The 17970-nt window shown below is 35.9% G+C and carries 17 protein-coding genes and 1 pseudogene; 7 read left to right on the top strand and 11 right to left on the bottom strand.

Annotated elements, in window-relative coordinates; genetic code table 11:
• Positions 1 to 207: 207 nt before the first annotated feature.
• From C9E89_RS10340 to C9E89_RS10355, 4 genes are all read right to left on the bottom strand, one after another.
• Complete coding sequence (locus C9E89_RS10340) at positions 208 to 1194, bottom strand: cell division protein ZipA C-terminal FtsZ-binding domain-containing protein (protein WP_107008187.1); 987 nt, start codon at positions 1192 to 1194, stop codon at positions 208 to 210.
• A gap of 1 nt (position 1195) precedes the next feature.
• Complete coding sequence (gene smc, locus C9E89_RS10345) at positions 1196 to 4648, bottom strand: chromosome segregation protein SMC (RefSeq protein ID WP_107008188.1); 3453 nt, start codon at positions 4646 to 4648, stop codon at positions 1196 to 1198.
• A 27-nt stretch (positions 4649 to 4675) separates the two neighbouring features.
• Entirely contained in the window at positions 4676 to 5371 is a 696-nt protein-coding gene (locus C9E89_RS10350; RefSeq protein WP_107008189.1) for a GntR family transcriptional regulator, read from the bottom strand.
• A gap of 317 nt (positions 5372 to 5688) precedes the next feature.
• The gene (locus C9E89_RS10355) at positions 5689 to 6498 is read right to left on the bottom strand and encodes a sulfite exporter TauE/SafE family protein (RefSeq protein ID WP_107008190.1); all 810 of its coding nucleotides are present in this window, start codon (positions 6496 to 6498) and stop codon (positions 5689 to 5691) included.
• 30 nt (positions 6499 to 6528) lie between these two features.
• Between C9E89_RS10355 and C9E89_RS10360 the strand changes: the two genes are divergently transcribed.
• From C9E89_RS10360 to C9E89_RS10375, 4 genes are all read left to right on the top strand, one after another.
• Positions 6529 to 7293: a biotin--[acetyl-CoA-carboxylase] ligase gene (locus tag C9E89_RS10360; protein WP_107008191.1), complete on the top strand. Its 765-nt coding sequence runs from the start codon at positions 6529 to 6531 to the stop codon at positions 7291 to 7293.
• On the top strand, positions 7290 to 8030 hold the full coding sequence (locus C9E89_RS10365) for a type III pantothenate kinase (protein ID WP_107008192.1): 741 nt from the start codon (positions 7290 to 7292) through the stop codon (positions 8028 to 8030). The genes C9E89_RS10360 and C9E89_RS10365 overlap by 4 nt, the downstream gene beginning before the upstream one ends.
• 336 nt (positions 8031 to 8366) lie before the next feature.
• Entirely contained in the window at positions 8367 to 9083 is a 717-nt protein-coding gene (locus C9E89_RS10370) for a toxin-antitoxin system YwqK family antitoxin (protein ID WP_107008193.1), read from the top strand.
• Positions 9084 to 9226: 143 nt separating this feature from the next.
• Positions 9227 to 9913, top strand: a complete 687-nt coding sequence (locus C9E89_RS10375) for a toxin-antitoxin system YwqK family antitoxin (RefSeq protein ID WP_107008194.1) — start codon at positions 9227 to 9229, stop codon at positions 9911 to 9913.
• A gap of 93 nt (positions 9914 to 10006) precedes the next feature.
• On the opposite strand, the gene C9E89_RS10380 is transcribed toward C9E89_RS10375, so the two are convergent.
• Together C9E89_RS10380 and ffh are read right to left on the bottom strand one after the other, a co-directional pair.
• Complete coding sequence (locus C9E89_RS10380) at positions 10007 to 10567, bottom strand: RBBP9/YdeN family alpha/beta hydrolase (protein WP_107008195.1); 561 nt, start codon at positions 10565 to 10567, stop codon at positions 10007 to 10009.
• 118 nt (positions 10568 to 10685) lie between these two features.
• Positions 10686 to 12095 carry a signal recognition particle protein gene (ffh, locus tag C9E89_RS10385; RefSeq protein WP_107008196.1) on the bottom strand — a complete coding sequence of 470 codons (1410 nt, stop codon included), beginning with the start codon at positions 12093 to 12095 and terminating at the stop codon, positions 10686 to 10688.
• Positions 12096 to 12239: 144 nt separating this feature from the next.
• Between ffh and C9E89_RS10390 the strand changes: the two genes are divergently transcribed.
• The 3 genes from C9E89_RS10390 to C9E89_RS10400 all read left to right on the top strand — a co-directional run bounded on the left by C9E89_RS10390 (position 12240) and on the right by C9E89_RS10400 (position 14603).
• The gene (locus C9E89_RS10390; protein ID WP_107008197.1) at positions 12240 to 13049 is read left to right on the top strand and encodes a cytochrome C assembly family protein; all 810 of its coding nucleotides are present in this window, start codon (positions 12240 to 12242) and stop codon (positions 13047 to 13049) included.
• A gap of 167 nt (positions 13050 to 13216) precedes the next feature.
• On the top strand, positions 13217 to 13396 hold the full coding sequence (locus C9E89_RS10395) for a hypothetical protein (protein WP_147305718.1): 180 nt from the start codon (positions 13217 to 13219) through the stop codon (positions 13394 to 13396).
• Between the two features lie 271 nt (positions 13397 to 13667).
• Complete coding sequence (locus C9E89_RS10400; protein WP_213069635.1) at positions 13668 to 14603, top strand: tRNA dihydrouridine synthase; 936 nt, start codon at positions 13668 to 13670, stop codon at positions 14601 to 14603.
• A gap of 14 nt (positions 14604 to 14617) precedes the next feature.
• Here C9E89_RS10400 and C9E89_RS10405 read toward each other — a convergent pair whose 3' ends face one another.
• The 5 genes and pseudogenes from C9E89_RS10405 to C9E89_RS10425 form a co-directional block, all read right to left on the bottom strand.
• Positions 14618 to 15670 carry a DUF1176 domain-containing protein gene (locus C9E89_RS10405; RefSeq protein WP_107008199.1) on the bottom strand — a complete coding sequence of 351 codons (1053 nt, stop codon included), beginning with the start codon at positions 15668 to 15670 and terminating at the stop codon, positions 14618 to 14620.
• Positions 15671 to 15745: 75 nt separating this feature from the next.
• A pseudogene (locus C9E89_RS10410) lies at positions 15746 to 16150 on the bottom strand (NUDIX hydrolase).
• A 124-nt stretch (positions 16151 to 16274) separates the two neighbouring features.
• Positions 16275 to 16739: a nuclear transport factor 2 family protein gene (locus tag C9E89_RS10415; RefSeq protein ID WP_107008200.1), complete on the bottom strand. Its 465-nt coding sequence runs from the start codon at positions 16737 to 16739 to the stop codon at positions 16275 to 16277.
• Between the two features lie 149 nt (positions 16740 to 16888).
• Positions 16889 to 17482, bottom strand: coding sequence for a DUF2939 domain-containing protein (locus C9E89_RS10420; RefSeq protein ID WP_107008201.1), 594 nt, complete (start codon positions 17480 to 17482; stop codon positions 16889 to 16891).
• Positions 17483 to 17534: 52 nt separating this feature from the next.
• The gene (locus tag C9E89_RS10425) at positions 17535 to 17879 is read right to left on the bottom strand and encodes a zinc ribbon domain-containing protein YjdM (protein WP_107008202.1); all 345 of its coding nucleotides are present in this window, start codon (positions 17877 to 17879) and stop codon (positions 17535 to 17537) included.
• Between the last annotated feature and the right edge of the window lie 91 nt (positions 17880 to 17970).

A 17970-nucleotide genomic window follows, 5' to 3' on the forward strand; every position in this document is an offset into this window, starting at 1 on the left:
AACCACCGCAAATTGATAAATACATCGCAGAAACATTTCTACCCAAAGTAGTCCTGCCTCAAACACATTGCGGATGACGTTTCCGTGTATCCACATCTTTCTAGCTCCAAAGTTTAATTTTAGAGTTACTGCGTAACATCAGTTATTGATATAAAAAAACCTCATCAATCGATGAGGTTTAAGTCATTTACAAACCAATAATTTGCTTTATGCCTCTTGTTCAGAGCGATAATCAATGGCTTTATGACGCCAATGTTCTTTTAGCTGTGGCGTAAATTCCAAGTTGTTCTCATCATACACTGTGCCATCGACTTCACGTGCAATCAAACCCGCAATGCTTGCCATGGTATCGAAACCTTTTTGCACATTACTATGTGGTAAAGCCAAGAAAAATGCTAAACCTTTCACTTGCTCTGCCGATAAGGTTTCTAAATCAAAACCTGCTGGACCTTCATCCGTAATTCGCAACACAGAAAACATTAATGGGCTTGGTTCATCAATATTATCATAACGATGAAAACATGAAAGTTCGCCAAAACGTAAGCCATATTTCAATAAAACTTTCAGGGTTTTATCTCCTGAAAGTGCTTTACGTGGGTTTGGATAAACATTTAAAGCAATAATACTTTCTGCATTTGCTAATGTACTTTCATCATCAAAACGCTGCTGCTCATGTAAATGCACATCTAAAATACTACTTTCTTCATCGAACTCTTTGATTTCAGCAGTTTCAATATTTGGATTTAAACTAAACTCTTCTGTTGCAGTTGATGTTTTAACTTCAGTTGATTGAGTTTCATCCGTTTTCAATGTGCTGATCACTTCTGATGACTGCTCAGGCTCAGCTGCTTTCACTTCTGTCACTTCAGCTTTAACTTGTTCAGTTGTGACCGTTGTTTTTTCACTGACTGTTTCTACAGGTACAGCAACTTTCTCAGATTTTGCTTCTTCTGCAACCGAAGTTGCGTTTAAAGTATTTAAGTCTGGTTCTACGCGTGCTGCTTCTTTTGGCGGATCGGCTTGGAGTTGATCACGAACATGACGTGGTATAACAGGCTGATTACTTTCAGAATTAATATGTAATTCTGACTCTAAAGAAGGTGCTGCATCATCTGATTTGCGTAATACCATTCTTAAACCAATAAGAATAATAATGACTGCAACAACAATCCCAACGATTGTGGTGATTTCCATACTACGACTCCGCGGCTAAACCGTATTCTTTTGCCTCTTCCAAATTCACAGTGACGAGTTTTGATGTTCCCGGTTCGGGCATCGTCACACCCAGCAAATCGGTTGCCATCGTCATTGCAACTTTATTATGCGTAATGTAAATGAATTGTACTTGTTCAGAAAGCTCTTTTACCAAATTACAAAATCTTCCTACATTCGCATCATCTAATGGTGCATCTACTTCATCAAGTACGCAAAATGGCGCTGGATTTAATCTAAAAATAGAAAATACCAATGCTAAAGCAGTAAGTGCTTTTTCACCACCTGACAATAATGCCAGTGAACTGTTACGTTTACCTGGTGGACGTGCCATTAATTTAACACCCGATTGCCAGTCATCTTCAAGACTTAAACTGGCTTCACCACCATTAAACACCTTTGGAAAAAGATGTTTAAGTTCTGCATTCACTCGATCAAAAGTGCCCATAAATAACTTTTTAGTTTCTAGATCAATGCTCTTCATCGCATTTTTAAGTTGATCTACTGTATTTTCTAAATCTTGCATTTGATGTGTCAATGCTTCATGACGCTCAAATACTTCTAAATATTCTTCTGACGCTGCTAAATTTACCGCTCCTAACTTATCAAACTGGCGTTGCGCTTTTTCTAAGTTTTGCTGATGTAAAGCCAGATCTAGCGTTAAGCCCTGTTTCACTTTGGCATTTAAGGCATTTAATTGTTCAGAATAATGTTGAAAATCTGACTTCGCGACTTGCCATGCTAAACGCTTCTCTTCTAACTGAGTACGCAATTTTTCATCATTTTGTTGATGTAAATGACGAGTTTCTGTCAAATTTTGTTGTTTCGTTTGTACATTATTCAGCTCAGTTTGCCATTCTTGCCATGTTTTTTGAAGCTGATCTGTATGTTTTGCTTGCGCTGTACATTCAGTTTGCAAACTTGGCAACTCAAGTTGAATCGGATCAATCTGCTTTTTCGATTGTTCTATTTGTAACATAACTTGCTGATATTGTACTTTTGAAAAGTTCATATCCTTTTCTAAAAGTTCAATTTTCTGCTTATTTTGCTCTAAGAAACGACGGGTTGCTTCGAAGTTATGTTGTTTATGTTGAGAAGATTGCTGCTGCGTTTCAAGCTGTTCATTCAATTCATCAAGTTTAAATTGTGCAGTTTTATACGTAGGTAAATTGTGTTCAAGTTTTAAAATCAATGCATGCAAATCAATATCTAAATCATCTTTTTGCATAGCATCTTCTTCAAGCTGCTCATCAAACTGTTGTAATTGTTGATTAAGTTGCACTTTCTGTACTTCAAATGCCTGTACAACACTTTGTTGTTTTGCAATTTGCACATCTAAATGTTGTCGCTGCTTTTGTTGAACACCAAGCTGCTCTTGATTGGTTTGTAATTGTGCTTTGCATTCATTCAACTGCTGTTGTGACTCAAAAATTAAACCTTCAACTTCCGTATATTGAACATCCAACTCCACTAAGCTTTGTTCAATCTCCTCCAAACGTAAGCGATGACTGAGTGCACCTTGTGCAGCTTGGCTTGATTCGTCAAACAATAAACCAATCACCCAGTCTTGCCCAACATGATAAGCATCCAATGTTAGTATGCTTTGTCCAACTTTCAACTGAGGTTGTAAAGTTAAGGCTTGAGGTAAATTTTCAGCAATTGCGACCTGCTGCCACATTGAAGACTGTGGAAATTCAATCCAATCTGCTAAACATATCAAATTTTCAAGCTGTATTTTTTCTAGATGGATCGTTGCTTTTAACTGACGTGCTAAATTTTCCTGAAAAGAGTGTTGCGGGTCAACAAACTGAGCCGATAACCATTTTGCCAAGAATTTTTCGATCAGATTTGCATGCGTTTTTCCTTGTGCATTAAGCTTTAAATTTTGCATCAAGGACGTCGCATTATTGTCTTGTAGCTTTGAACTTTTAACCAATAATTGATTTAAGTTTTTTTGCTCCGACTGTAAAACCTGAATCTCAGATTTTAATGTCGCATATGCTGTTTTATGCTGATTATATTGTTCTTGTTGTTGCTCTAAAGCCGCTGTTTGATGCTGAATCAGTTTTTCTAATTCAATAATCTGCTGTTGCTTCTGTACTTTTTCATGTTCAAGCTGTATGAGGTCTTGCTGTTCAAATTGCTTCTGAACTTGCTCAGTTTGCTGTTTAAAGCTTTGTTTCTGCTGCTCCAATCGAGTGATATTTTTATTTAAATTCTCAATTTGCACCTGCATCTGTGCTTTTTGTTGCTGTTGTTTTTCAACTTGTGCTTTGATCTGCTCAAAGTGTTGTTGTGCTTCAACCTGCTGTGCTTTTAAGTCAGTATAATTCTGCTGACTTTGCTGTGTTTCTGCATTTAAATTTTGCAGCGTTTCTGTCTGTTCTTCGACTTGCTCAAAGAGTGTTTCCAACTGTAATTCAAAGAGTTGAATACGCTCTTTTGTGTGGGATTTTTGCTGTTCTAGCTGCTCCAACATTTCTGTATTTTGCTGTAAAATATTATTTTTTTGCTCTAACTTCATGTGCAACTCAGCACGCTTTTTCTCTGCTGCTTGCCATTCTTGTTGCAAAGGTGAAGACTGCTGAATAAGGCGTTGAAATAAATCATTCGTTGCTGCTAAATCATGTTCTAAAGTGGTCAAATCTGAGCGAACTAATTTAAAACTTTCTCCAACTTCATTCATTTCTATGGAATATTGTTCTTGTAAGTGTGAACTTTGTTCGCATTGAAAAGACAAAATTTCAATTTTTAATGTACGTATTTCTGTTTCTAAGGTCTTGTATTGAACTGCCGACTCAGATTGGCGTTTCAGTGTTTTTAACTGTGCTTGTAATTCACTGGAAATATCCTCTAAACGTTCTAAGTTTTGTGAGGTATGTTCTAAATGTTGCAATGTTTCTTTACGACGTGCTTGATAACGCGATACACCTGCTGCTTCTTCAATAAAAACACGCATTTCTTCAGGTTTAGCATCGACCAAACGATTAATCATGCCCTGTTCAATAATGGCATATGAACGTGGTCCTAATCCTGTTCCTAAGAAAATATCAGTAATATCACGACGGCGACATTTGGTACCATTTAAGAAATATTCAGACTTCCCATCGCGGTTCACCTGACGACGTACAGCAAGTTCAGAATACGCATTATATGCGCCTCCTAACTTTCCATAAGTATTTTCAAAACGTAGCTCAACACTTGCCATCCCCACAGGTTTACGTTTCGTTGTTCCTGTAAAAATGACATCTTGCATACTGCCACCACGAAGTTGACGTGCACTTGACTCACCCATCACCCAACGAATGGCATCAATGACATTTGATTTCCCACAACCATTGGGACCAACCACTGCTGTACGATTTGCTTTAAATTGTAGAGTTGCACTATCTGCAAAAGACTTGAAGCCAGAGAGTTTTAAGCTGCTTAAACGCATAATGTCCTAGTTACTTGCCAACATCACTTAACGACGCGATCTCCGCGCCCAAGCGAGTTCAATTTGTTTCATACGTGTTAGTGACTCCAACACGAGATTACGCAAGTGTCGACAAAAATCTTCCATAAATAAAGTAGCTTGTTGTGATTTTCGGATTAAAATTGCATCAATCACGAGTTTTATGAGTTCTAAGCCCTCTTGTAGCTCTCTTCGTGAGGTATTTAAGGTTAAAAAATAGCTTCTACGTAAAGAAGGCAATAATTCTTTATAAAATTTCATTAAATAAGGATTGCCAACCATATCCTGCTGTTCAGCCAAATATTGGAAAATACTGTCATAAAATTTTTCAGTATTACTTTGTTTTACATGTTCATTTAATTCAAGCATTAAACGTTGCAAAGTTTCTGCTTCGTGGTTACGCCATGTTTCACTCATACGCTGCACAATTTGACCAAGAAACAAACAACTTGTATCAAATAAAGCGCGAACTTGTTGTGGTGACATTTCAGAGACAATTGCACCACGTCGTGGATAAATTTCAATAAGATGAGTCCTTTCGAGAAGCAAAAGTGCTTCTCGCACCGAGCCTCGACTCACATCAAGTTCTTTAGCGATCCGTAGTTCTTGTATACGTTCCCCTTCTACCAACTCGCCACTAATAATTTGTTCACTAATATGTTTGGCGATTTGCTCTGAAAGGCTTTCAACTTCTTCCAAATGCATAAAAATCCTGTCTTATTTGTTTTATTGTGATCAATATCATTGATTGAATTTTTATTAAAACGATTCAACCCTGATATTTCTATGTCATTGTCGGACAATTTTAGCGAATTTTGAGTCAATTGCACTGAGAATTAGACGAATAGAAGCAAATTTATTTTAAACTTGAATTTAGCCCAAAAATAGAGCTAAAAATATGACTAACTTTATCTACATTATTGATTATTTTTAAAAATTATTCATAAAAAACCTACCTATTTCCACATTTTATAAGGAAATAAGTAGGCTTAAGCCCATAAAACTAAAATTACACATACAATTTAGAAGAAAGCAGAAATACCTTGAGATATAAAATATAAACCAATAGTTGTAAGTAAAGCAGCAAAACACTTTTTCAACATCGCAGGAGACAGTGCATGTGCAACTTTCGCACCTAATTTTGCTGTAATAAAACTCATAATACTAATGCCAATAAAAGCATAGACATGCACAAAACCAAGGGTATTGGGCACATTGATTTGTGCTTTAGCTCCAAAGAACATAAAACCCAACGCACCAGCAATTGCGATCGGCAAGCCACATGCTGCTGAAGTCCCGACAGCTTTTTGCATGACCACGCCATTTTTATTGAGATAAGGTACAGTCAAACTTCCCCCACCAATGCCAAAAATTGCTGAAGCAACACCAATACCACCACCTGCTAAAAGCTGCATGATGGTTGAAGGTAATTGCTTAGTTTCGTCTACTTTGACATTTGCCCCTTTAAACATTTTATAAGCTACCCAAATGGCAAATAGTCCAATAATCAGTTGTAAATTTGCACCTGATAATAAACCTGCAACTCCTGCACCTAAAAATGAGCCTAAGACTAAACCAGGTGCAAGATTTTTCACGACAGACCAAAGTACAGCACCATTTTTATGATGTGCCATTAATGAACTGATTGAAGTCACCATAATGGTTGCCAATGACGTCCCCAAAGCAAGGTGCATAATCACTGTAGGGTCATAGCCCATTTGGGTAAAAACGACATAAAGAATAGGGACAATAATTAAACCGCCGCCCACACCAAATAGTCCTGCGGCAAAACCAGCGATTGCGCCAATCCCTAAATATATGATTAACTCCATAAATATTTTTCCATTCTATTCATATTCAACATGGACTTAGAAACACGTCATCTGCGCGAACTACTGAGCAAAGCACAGCAACTCCCTGAAATTTTGCTGTTAAAACATAGCACTACATCAACCAATGATGATGTACGAGATATCGCATTAAAAGGAATTAAAACAGTATTGGTGTGTAGTGAAATACAAACTCAAGGTCGAGGACAGCGTCAACGCGAGTGGGTTTCTCCGATTGGGAATATTTATTTAAGCACATTGCTGCAAACTCAAACAACAATTGATGGTCGTTTGGCTTTAGAAATTGCCTTAAATATTCTACAAATGCCAAGTTTAAGAGATTTAAATCATTTACAAATTAAATGGCCAAATGATTTATATAGTTCACAAGGGAAATGGGGCGGGATTTTAGTTGAACCACTTTCACCCAATGAAGCTATTGTTGGCGTAGGTATTAACCTTTTACCCCTTCCCGCCGAACAAATTGACCAACAAGTAACCTCAGTTATGCAATTAGGTGTGCAATATCCTAATCGCATTCAAATGATCAGCGAACTTTACCTTGCCATTCAACAAGCAGGTCAATGGTTTGATCATGGCTGCTATAACCTTGCCGCTCGCTTCAATCATTATGCTGCGTTTATGGATCAAAAAGTTCATTTTGAACAAATCAAAGGCGATATAGAAGGTACTTTCAAAGGCATCAGTGATGATGGATCTGTTAATTTACAAACAGCACAAGGTTTAATCAATGTCTATCAAGGACGTTTACGTCTAGCAAATCAAGGTGAGCTATGAATATTCACGATAAAAAACTTTGGCTAGATATTGGAAATACCCGTTTAAAGTATTGGGTTACAGAAAACAATCATATTGTAGAACATGCTGCCGAATTACATCTACAATCTCCTGCTGACTTGCTTTTAGGTCTCATTCAACACTTTAAAAATTTAGCCATTACGCGGGTTGGAATCTCTTCTGTTCAAGATAAAAAAAATAATCAACGCATTGAAAAAATTTTAAAACTTCTAGATGTGCCTATTTACTTTGCTCAAGTTCATGCTGAGTATGCTGGGCTAAAGTGTGGTTATGATGACCCAAAACAACTTGGAATAGACCGTTGGCTGCAAGTGCTCGCTGTGGCAAATCAAGATGAAGACTTGTGTGTGATTAGTTGTGGTACTGCTTTAACCATTGATCTCACCCAAGGTCAGCAACATTTAGGCGGCTATATTGTTCCAAATTTATATTTACAACGTGACTCACTCATTCAAAATACAAAAGGTATTAAAATCCCAGATGCAGCTTTTGAAGAGCTAAGCCCCGGACGAAATACAATTGATGCAGTACATCATGGCATCTTTTTAGGCTTACTCAGTACGATTGAACATGTACTTCAACAATCTCCACAAAAATTAATTTTAACAGGTGGTGATGCTCAATTATTTGCTCAATTTTTAGGAAAATATACACCCCATATCGAAGCAGATTTACTGCTCAAAGGTTTAGAAATTTACCTTAAAAATCAAAATTAATACCAATCTGTTAAATTAACGTTATATAACTTAGTCGCTTTTGCTTTTCTGCATAAATTGATTTAAACGTGGCGATGTTATCGTGAGGCGACATGGATGTCGCCGTTGAGCACAGGTAAAGGGACTTAGCTTGTTCTCAACAAAGGATTTTTGTCACTTTTTATCCTTGAAAAGTGAGGCATTGACTACGCAAAGCAATTTAAACCTTTCAAAGTATGTTGTGTCTGTGCAAACACATAATTTATATTATCTAACTTTAATCAAATGGTATAACATGAAAAAAAGTAAAAAAATATCAATTAAATAGAAAATCCAGTTAAAAACAAGGATATCTACATGTATCAGCGAAAACCATTATTCAGTGCTAGCTTGGTCAGTTTTATACTGATCGGGTGTACTCATCCATCAAATACAGCTCAGCAAAAACCACTTGAAAGAAAGACTCTTGAAGTGAACAAGCATGGCAACCATCAGCAAAATGAACAATCTATTATTGCCTATTTTGCACCCGAAGCTGCCGAATCGTCAGATTTTGAACAGAGCACTCAACTACACACTGCTGGCGAAGGCTATTCTGAAGTTCCTGTAAAAAATGGTTACTATCGGAAACTTTTAGATCGTGATCAAAATGGACGTTACTTGGTACAAGATTTCTTTCAAAATAGCCATAAAAAACAAACTGATCCTTATTGGATCAAAGAAGTCTCAGCATTAAAAAGTTTTGATGGTATATCTTCCGATGGAATAATGGTCGCCTATTATGAAAATGGCAATATACATCTAAAACATCATTATAAAGACTTTAAAAAAGTAGGAAAAAATGAGTATTACTATCAAAATGGACAAATTGCATTTGCAGAAGATGTCGTCAATGATGAACTTATTTTACAAAAAATTTGGTATGAAAATGGCAAACTCGCTGCTGACTTAAAAATCAACCCATCAGATAATCACTGTATTTTTGACAGCAAAGTTTGGGATAAAAATGGTCATTTGGTGACTGATAATGAAAAAATTGACAGTATTTTAAAGAAATTGAATTCATATTTTTAATGTCTATGAAGCATAAGTAAAAATACAGATTGATATTTACAAATTTATATTGAAAATCAATCATGATAGGTCAAAATAACAATGCAGATCATTCTGAACTGTATCTTAGATCTGTTAAAGCATATTGATAATAAGTGAACTTTATGATGTATAAATTTAAACAAATTTTTTTAGTAAGTCTGTTAGGGCTTGCTTTTACTGGATGTAGTAATCTACAAACGATTAATCAAAACACTATTCCTACTGAGTACAAACAACAACTCAGCACATCTGAAGCAATTATTGCCTATTTTGATAAAGATGCATCTGAGGGTGAAGAATACGATTCTGGTTATTCAGCCACTCCAACAGAAGATGGCTTTTATCGTAAATTATTAGGTCGTGATAAAGATGGACGCTTTTTAGTACAAGATTTTTATCAGAAAAATAATAAACAACAAACTTCTCCATTTTGGATCAAAGAACCTTTAGCTTTACGCAGTTTTGATATTATTTTTACTGATGGTCCAATCACAACTTACTTTGAAAATGGTCAAGTTTCATCAGTTTCAAATTATAAAGAAGGTGTAGAGGTTGGATTATCGAAAACCTTTTATCACAATGGGCAGCAAGCTTTTGAATATGAAATAGCAGACCCAGAAGTCAATTCCTATAAAATTAAATTTTGGTATGAGAATGGCAAACCTGCGGTAGAAGGTTCTGTGGTCTATAAAGATGAACAATCTATTTATGATGCTAAAGCATGGGATCGTCAAGGGCAAGCTGTCACAGACAATACACAAATCAATGATATTGTTGAAGATATCTACAAAAAAACTGATGAAGAATAAATAAGCTCAAAATTGGGAAAGCGTCTATTTATTATTCTCTTTCCCAAATCCATCAGATCACAACAACTGACTTCACGTTAAACCCACTTAACTTCAAACCAATAAGTGATTTAATTTTTCCCATAATTCAGAAAATTCAACAAAACCATCATCCTGCATAAAGTGCCCTGCTGATTTTATTTCAACCATCTGAGCATGTATTGCAAATCCTAAGCGGATACTCTCAGGTGCGGTAACGTAAGGATCATTATTTGATAAAAAAATAAAACGTTTTTGAATCGCAGTACGAATCACATGCTCATCAATTTTTGCTTGCTGAATAAAACCATTTAACTCAGGTAATGCAGGTAATGATTCTTTAAAAGGTGCTATTAAAAAAATAGCCTTCAGTTTTTTGCCTTTGAGTGCTTCTGATAGAAAATCTAAGCTGCTGAGACAGCCCAAACTATGTGCAACAACAATGCTATTTTCATCTAAAGGTGAAATTTGCATATGTAAACACTCTTTCCATACTTCATATTGTGGAGCACTAGAGTCTTCTAAATGGACAATTTCACATGCAGCGCCAACGGATTGAATTTTTTGTGCAAGCCAAGGAAACCAATGATTTTGTGGTGCTGCACGATAGCCATGGACAATAAAAACTGTATTCATATCATCATTCTTCTTATCAATCATTTTTAAGTAGCAAGGATAACTGAAGTATCCGTTTTCTAATGTAATTTTTTTATAAAAAAGGAGTACTTTAGTACTCCTTTATTGGGTGAAAAACTTATTTTTTTGGCTCATTATTACCAAATAATGGTCCCATTCCACCACCGCCACCGAATTGTTTTTGTAAACCACCCAATGAACGCATCATTTTTGCCATACCAGATGGATTTGCAAATTTTTTCATCATTTTTGCCATCTGTGCATGCTGTTTAATCAGTTTATTAACTTCAACAACATCCATACCACAACCTGCTGCGATACGTTTTTTACGGCTAGGGTTCATCAAGTCTGGGTTACGACGTTCTTTGATGGTCATCGACTGGATAATCGCTTCCATCTTTTTGACTTGCTTTTCAGGATTCGCTTGCGCGATTGCATCTTGAATCCCTGAATTGCTCATGCCAGGCAACTTATCTAAGAAGCCCATCATCCCGCCCATCTTATTCATTTGTTCAAATTGCATCAGCATATCTTCAAAATTGAAGCTTCCGCCTTTTTGCAATTTTTTCGCCATTTTTTCAGCTTTTTCTTTGTCGATTTTACGTTCAACTTCTTCGACAAGAGAAAGTACATCACCCATACCTAAGATACGTTGTGCAACACGCTCAGGATGGAATGGCTCTAAGGCATCAAGTTTTTCACCCATACCTAAGAATTTGATTGGCTTACCTGTGATTGCACGAACAGAAAGTGCCGCACCACCACGTGCATCACCATCAGTCTTGGTCAGAATTACACCTGTTAACGGCAAGGCATCATTAAATGCTTTTGCTGTATTGGCAGCATCCTGACCCGTCATTGCATCAACAACAAATAATGTTTCAGTTGGGTTAATCGCAGCATGTAATGCTTTGATTTCATCCATCATGTCATCATCAATATGCAAACGACCTGCGGTATCGACAATTAACACATCATTGAAATTAATTTTGGCTTGACCAATTGCACGTTGCGCAATTTTAATTGGGTCTTCAGAAGCATCTGACTCAATAAAGTCAACACCAACTTCGGCTGCAACAGTTTGTAACTGTTTAATTGCCGCTGGACGATAAACGTCAGCAGAAACCATTGCGACTTTTTTCTTTTGACGTTCTTTTAAAAAACGAGCCAATTTTGCAGCGGTTGTGGTTTTACCCGCACCTTGCAAACCAGCTAAAAGTACAACAACAGGTGGCTTTGCAGCTAGGTCCAAAGTCTCATTCGCTGCGCCCATCATTTTGGTCAATTCGTCATAGACGATCTTCACGAAAGCTTGACCTGGAGAAAGCTGAGTCATGACTTCTTGACCCAATGCTTCTTCCTTAACTTTCGCGATAAACTCACGAGTTACAGGTAAGGCAACGTCCGCTTCTAGAAGTGCCATACGCACTTCACGCAACGTGTCTTTAATGTTGTCTTCGGTTAGCTGCCCTGAGCCAGTAACATTTCTTAAACTCTGCGTGAGTCGTTCTGTTAAGGTATCAAACATTGCAAAATCCGCTTAAAATAGCTAGTAGCAAAAAAATCTTTCTTAAAATAGAAAATTTCTGCATAAGATGCGATAGGATACTTGAGTTCATATCGAATTTATATCTTATAACATGAATATTTATCATCCCGAAAAAGGTTTGACATGATTAGCCTCCCCTTGGTTTACACTATTTTAGCATTAATTGCCTATACCACATCATTTTGGTATTTATTTATGCATCTAATGTCTAAACGTGCACCAAATCATTGGTTTATTGGTGTCGTGTTGGGTTTAGGCTTAGTTTTACATACTCTGGTGGTCTCTTCTAGTATGTTAACTCCGTTAGGCATAAATTATGACGTCTTCAATTTAATGTCCTTTACCTCAGGCTTAATGCTATTACTAAGCGTGTTATTTAGCACCTATCGTCCTGTTATTGCTCTAAATTTATTAGGAATCCCTGTTGCTGCTTTAGGCTTAATTTTAGGTTTTGCTTTTAGCTTACCTCGCCAATTTATGGAGGTGCATTCTTTAGGGCTTGATATTCATATTATTTTATCTTTATCTGCCTATGCAGTCTTATTGATGGCAACAATTCAAGCCATTTTAATTTGGTTACAAAATAGAGAGCTCAAGAAAAAACAAAAAAAACGCGTCTGGGTCAGTTTATTGCCTCCTTTACAAGTGATGGAATCACTTCTATTTGATATGTTAGTAGCTGGGTTTAGCTTATTGACCATTGCTCTAGGTTTTGGCTTCTTTACCGTTGATAACTTTTTTGCACAGCATTTAGCACATAAAACTGCGTTTAGTATTATTTCTTGGTTCGTTTATGGGGCGTTGTTGATTGGGCATTACAAGTTTGGTTGGCGTGGTCAAAAAGCCATTCGCTTTACCATTATTGGTTTTTTCTTATTGGCAATCGGTTTTATTGGTTCAAAATTTATTTTGGAAATGGTGCTAAATCGTTAAAGTTCAGGAGAAAACATGTCTAACTTTCTCCTCCTAACCCAAATACCATTTATCTAAAACTTAAAAATAATTCGTCAAATTGAGTTTTTTGACTTGTTTTAAATATGTAACTTATTTAATCTCCTAAAAAAAATATGTATTTAAAATTTATCAAAAAAGGCTTGATTATGAATATTATAACGCATCTTGAATATGACGACTTAAATACAATAACTGATGATCAATGTCGTCACTGTAATCAAGTTTTTCTCATCAAAGATGCAGATCCTAATTATGATGGAATTGTGTCAACCTATGACAATGAGCGTTATTGCACATTTTCTTGTGTCACTGAGAAGAAAAAATAGTACGAAATGAGAGAATATTTTGTTTATTTATACAAATACATAAATAAACATGATGAAATCACTTTATTTAAACTTGATCGTGATTTTTATTATCTAAATGTGTATTCTCAATTAAAACGGACACTCAAAATTATTCAGACTTAAAGCATACTTTTGAATGCTCTTTTTAAACTCAGCGTTAACATCACGCTCTTTATCATGACCTCTGCTAGACAACTTATGTAAAAAAAAGTATAACGCTCCTGTTTAGATTTCGCATTTAGGTAATTCAGTGAAACTTGTGCTTGCGCCAATGGAAGGCTTAACCGATCCAATTATGCGTGATGTTTTAACATCAGTTGGCAGCTTTGACTGGTGCGTCACTGAGTTTATTCGTGTCACCGATTCGGTATTACCCGATCATATTTATCACAGCTATTGCCCTGAATTAAACAATGACGGTAAAACGGCAGCAGGAACACCTGTACATGTACAGTTTTTAGGAAATAATCCAGACATGCTTGCAGCCAATGCAGTTCGTGCTGCTGAACTTGGCGCACCTGCGATTGACCTTAACTTTGGTTGTCCTGCAAAAACCGTAAATCGCCATCGAGGTGGTTCAGTACTCTTGGATGAACCTGAAGTAGTACATGAGTTGGTTAAAGCTGTACGTGATGCTGTACCTGTGCATATTCCTGTATCAGCAAAAATGCGTTTGGGTTATATGGATCGAAATTTTACCATGGAAAATGCGCATGCCATTGAAGACGCAGGCGCAGCATGGGTAACGGTACATGCGCGTACCAAAGCTGATGGCTATACACCGCCTGCTTTTTGGGATCTTCTTCAGCCGATCCGTGAATCACTCAACATCAATGTCATTGCCAATGGTGAAATTTGGACAAATGCTGATGCAAAACAATGCCAACTTGAATCGGGCTGTGAAGATTTAATGATTGGTCGCGGTGCTGTTACGACGCCTGACCTAACCCAATGTATTCGAAAAAATATTGATGAACCATTGATCACATGGAATGAATTACTGAGTTTACAAATTCGTTTTTTAAATGGTGACTATAAAAAAGAAGTGAATATGGTCGGACGCTATAAACAATGGCTAGGCATGATGTCGAAACACTATCCTGAAGCTCAAGCCTTATGGAGTGAAGTTAAACGTTTGAAAAAAATTGATGAAGTACTTGAAAAACTCAACCTTTCAAAATGTTAACTTCAACTCACAGCTTATTGCTTTAAACCTTTCACTTCTGCAACAACAGTAGGTAATTGCCAAGCACCACCAGCAAAACCTTTACATAGTCCTGTTGTTGCATCCAAGGTTTGGATATAACGCTGTCCATTCCACGTCCATGTTACTTGTGACCAACAATCGCCAATACCTCGCCCTTTATGGTTTTCAAATAACTGGCTATCGACTTCATCGCTAATGGAATAACTGACAAATTGTTTTACTGCACTCAAGTCTTTATTCATGACCCAAACGCCCCAACCAAAGTTATAAGCCCCTTTCCAACAAGCATTGGACACAGCATTTAAGTCTTTTGTGAGAGGCGTAATCACCAAACGATCTGTGTCTGAGTATTCAAATTGATCAAATAAAACAGGACAATCATCAGCATTTGTGGTCTTTTTTAACAAAGTTATGATTTTTTGTGCTTTTTCACTTTTTGGTAAAAGCTTTATTTCTTTCGCTTTTATTAAATCTTGAGCTACAACAATCGGCTTCGCTGCTGCTGCCAAAGCATTGTGATTGACTTGAGTACCTTTTTTAATCAGTGCCGAGGAAGTTCCTACACGTTTTTGAAACTCATCCATTTTTAACAATACAGCACTCATTCCTTGCCCTGACAAAGTATAATGCTGTTGACCTGATTCAAAAGTCACCACAGCCTCACGCTGTGCTGTTGTGAGCAAAGCTTTAAGTTGGTTGGCATTGAGTAGATTTGACTCAGTATTATTTTTCACCCAACCATAAGATTTTCCATCTATTTTGAGTTCATACTTGTCACTTGTTTTTTGATTTTCTTCTAATTCACCAAACTGTACTTCTGCAAGTATGGGCGTATTTTCACCTGCTTTTCGGGTTAATAATACACTTATAGGGTCATTACTATCACCATTTTGATAACCTGCTGCACGACAAGTTCCTGTATTATCACAGGCTAACATCCAATCTTTATGTTCAAAACTAAGCCCTTGAAGCGCTGCAAAACTACTATTTTGCACTAACAAACACAAAAAGCTTAAAGCTATTTTTTGTTGTAAATTAAAATTCATCTCAATGCTCTAATTGTATTTAAATCCTTGTTATTTTAAAGCAAGTTGATGAAGAACCTATTGAATTATTGTTGTTTAAAATACTCTACTTTGTACTGTACCTTGAAAATTTAAACAGTCCACTATTCTTATTTTTTGTACAGCAGACAGCTCATCAATCTTAAACCATTGATACATTGAATGCTCTTCGCTTAACTTGATCTCAGCATCTTTTGTTAAAGTACATTTAAAAATAAAAGCATGGGACTTCACTACAGAATGAAAATAAACACCTGATAAATAATCGATTTGAATGTCACAACCAATTTCCTCACGACACTCACGAATTAAAGCCGCATGAATCGTTTCTCCTAGATCTAAAGCACCGCCTGGTAAACCCCATGCACAATCAGCATAAGTGGCTTTTAATAAAAGAACTTCATTTTGAGGCTTTCACATTACAGCATGCGAACTCATACGATAAAAATCATGAAAACTCATGGAAAATCCTTTTCCCTACTCAAAGATAATTCAGAGTTTATCTCATGAGAAATGCTTGAGCATATTTCTTTTTTGTACCTGATGCTATAGCTAGATTTCCACACAACAGGATTTATCAAAGCGGTTATACCACTAACTTCAGCTTAGATTTGATTTCTAAATCAATTGCTTTGCCAGTGAGCATATTTACAGGCACCGAAATATGTTGATGCAGTAACACCCATGTATCATTTTTTTTCTGCAAACATAATGTTGTTCGACACCAAGGCATTTTAAATATCTCTTTTAATTGTGTATTTTCCAACTTGGAATAACAATATAAAAATGCCGAATCTGCTAAAACATGAATTTTAATATCACGTCGAGTAATTTTCATATTTGCAGTGAAATATGGGCTAACTTTTTCCCATTCACGTTTATATTGTTCAAGCCCACTTAACTGCGAACTAACATCAAAAAGACTAACATTTTCTGCATAATGTTGAGTCATTTCATCAATGCTTTGATTCATCAATGCCTTATCCCACTTTTTAATTTGTTCTAAGACTTCATGTGCAATGGTTGCATCACCTTCTATATCGACAAGCATATACTTATTCTCAATTGCTTATAATATTTGTGATTAATTTGACATTTTTATTCAAAAATAACAACTGAAAAATGATTTTTTACAATAAAAAACATACAATTAAAAAAAATATTAAAATAAAATTGTAGAAAATATAAACAATTTAAAAACTAATTTAAGTGGATTTCAGTCAATTTCCAATCTATATAATGACGTTGAAAAATAAATTGAGTATTTTTAGCTGCGAATGTTGGAACGATCACTTGAAATGTATTTATAGAAATATAACGTGCATCGATATCATTCTTTTTTAAAACTTTCGGTAAGGATACTGGCTCTATTTCTATTACCTGCATGACTAAATGTTCTGGTGGTAAAAAAGCCTGAGAAATTAATTTTTTTGTTGTAAATTGAGAAAAATCAAATTTTTCTTTTAATTGTTTACCCTGAAAAAGTAAAGCAACAGTCTCTGGGGTTAATATTTTTTGCACCACTTGATGAGAAATTTGCTCAGTCAAATGCTCTCCCCATTGTCCAATCCATGTATGATTGTTTTCTAAGCCGATACTTTGATTCATTTTTTTCTGAATCTGTGGCTCTAAACTTGCCTGTACACGTGCATAATCAATATATTTTGAAATTTTCTCTGCTTGATTATTCTCAATGGCTTGATTGATTTGATATAACACCCAATAAGGCGACACCAACCAACCGATCAACAACAGGACAATGAAAAAAATGGTCATCACTAAACTTTTTTTCATTGCCCATTCCTTGATAAATCAATTAAAAAACTATTGGCTTATCATCTTATATTTATGCCTTTTTCACAAATTCAGATTTTAATTTCATTGCACCTATGCCATCAATTTTACAATCAATATCATGACCATCACTTGCATTCGTTAATAATCGAATATTTTTAACTTTAGTACCGACTTTTACGACAGATGAAGAACCTTTAATTTTTAGATCTTTAATTACAGTAACAGCATCACCATCAGTTAAAACTGTACCAAAAGCATCTTTGATGATGTCGCTTTGGTCTTGAGCAGGTTGCTCACCTTCTTTCCATTCATGTGCACATTCAGGGCAAATGAGTAAATCGGCATCTTCATAAGTATATTCAGACTGACATTTTGGGCAATTTGGTAATGACATAACAACCTCAAAATAAAGGAAAAAATGACATATACTATAGCCTATATCTATCACTATTTATAGACCAATCCCATATTTATTTTAAGGTTTT

The sequence above is a fragment of the Acinetobacter sichuanensis genome (assembly GCF_003024515.2).
In the GTDB taxonomy this organism is placed as follows: Bacteria; Pseudomonadota; Gammaproteobacteria; order Pseudomonadales; family Moraxellaceae; genus Acinetobacter; species Acinetobacter sichuanensis.

Bases quoted from the DNA above. Each gene is read 5' to 3' on its own strand.
- C9E89_RS10340 (WP_107008187.1), bottom strand. From the start codon at position 1,194: ATGGAAATCACCACAATCGTTGGGATTGTTGTTGCAGTCATTATTATT.
- smc (WP_107008188.1), bottom strand. From the start codon at position 4,648: ATGCGTTTAAGCAGCTTAAAACTCTCTGGCTTCAAGTCTTTTGCAGAT.
- C9E89_RS10350 (WP_107008189.1), bottom strand. From the start codon at position 5,371: ATGCATTTGGAAGAAGTTGAAAGCCTTTCAGAGCAAATCGCCAAACAT.
- C9E89_RS10355 (WP_107008190.1), bottom strand. From the start codon at position 6,498: ATGGAGTTAATCATATATTTAGGGATTGGCGCAATCGCTGGTTTTGCC.
- C9E89_RS10360 (WP_107008191.1), top strand. From the start codon at position 6,529: ATGGACTTAGAAACACGTCATCTGCGCGAACTACTGAGCAAAGCACAG.
- C9E89_RS10365 (WP_107008192.1), top strand. From the start codon at position 7,290: ATGAATATTCACGATAAAAAACTTTGGCTAGATATTGGAAATACCCGT.
- C9E89_RS10370 (WP_107008193.1), top strand. From the start codon at position 8,367: ATGTATCAGCGAAAACCATTATTCAGTGCTAGCTTGGTCAGTTTTATA.
- C9E89_RS10375 (WP_107008194.1), top strand. From the start codon at position 9,227: ATGATGTATAAATTTAAACAAATTTTTTTAGTAAGTCTGTTAGGGCTT.
- C9E89_RS10380 (WP_107008195.1), bottom strand. From the start codon at position 10,567: ATGAATACAGTTTTTATTGTCCATGGCTATCGTGCAGCACCACAAAAT.
- ffh (WP_107008196.1), bottom strand. From the start codon at position 12,095: ATGTTTGATACCTTAACAGAACGACTCACGCAGAGTTTAAGAAATGTT.
- C9E89_RS10390 (WP_107008197.1), top strand. From the start codon at position 12,240: ATGATTAGCCTCCCCTTGGTTTACACTATTTTAGCATTAATTGCCTAT.
- C9E89_RS10395 (WP_147305718.1), top strand. From the start codon at position 13,217: ATGAATATTATAACGCATCTTGAATATGACGACTTAAATACAATAACT.
- C9E89_RS10405 (WP_107008199.1), bottom strand. From the start codon at position 15,670: ATGAATTTTAATTTACAACAAAAAATAGCTTTAAGCTTTTTGTGTTTG.
- C9E89_RS10415 (WP_107008200.1), bottom strand. From the start codon at position 16,739: ATGCTTGTCGATATAGAAGGTGATGCAACCATTGCACATGAAGTCTTA.
- C9E89_RS10420 (WP_107008201.1), bottom strand. From the start codon at position 17,482: ATGAAAAAAAGTTTAGTGATGACCATTTTTTTCATTGTCCTGTTGTTG.
- C9E89_RS10425 (WP_107008202.1), bottom strand. From the start codon at position 17,879: ATGTCATTACCAAATTGCCCAAAATGTCAGTCTGAATATACTTATGAA.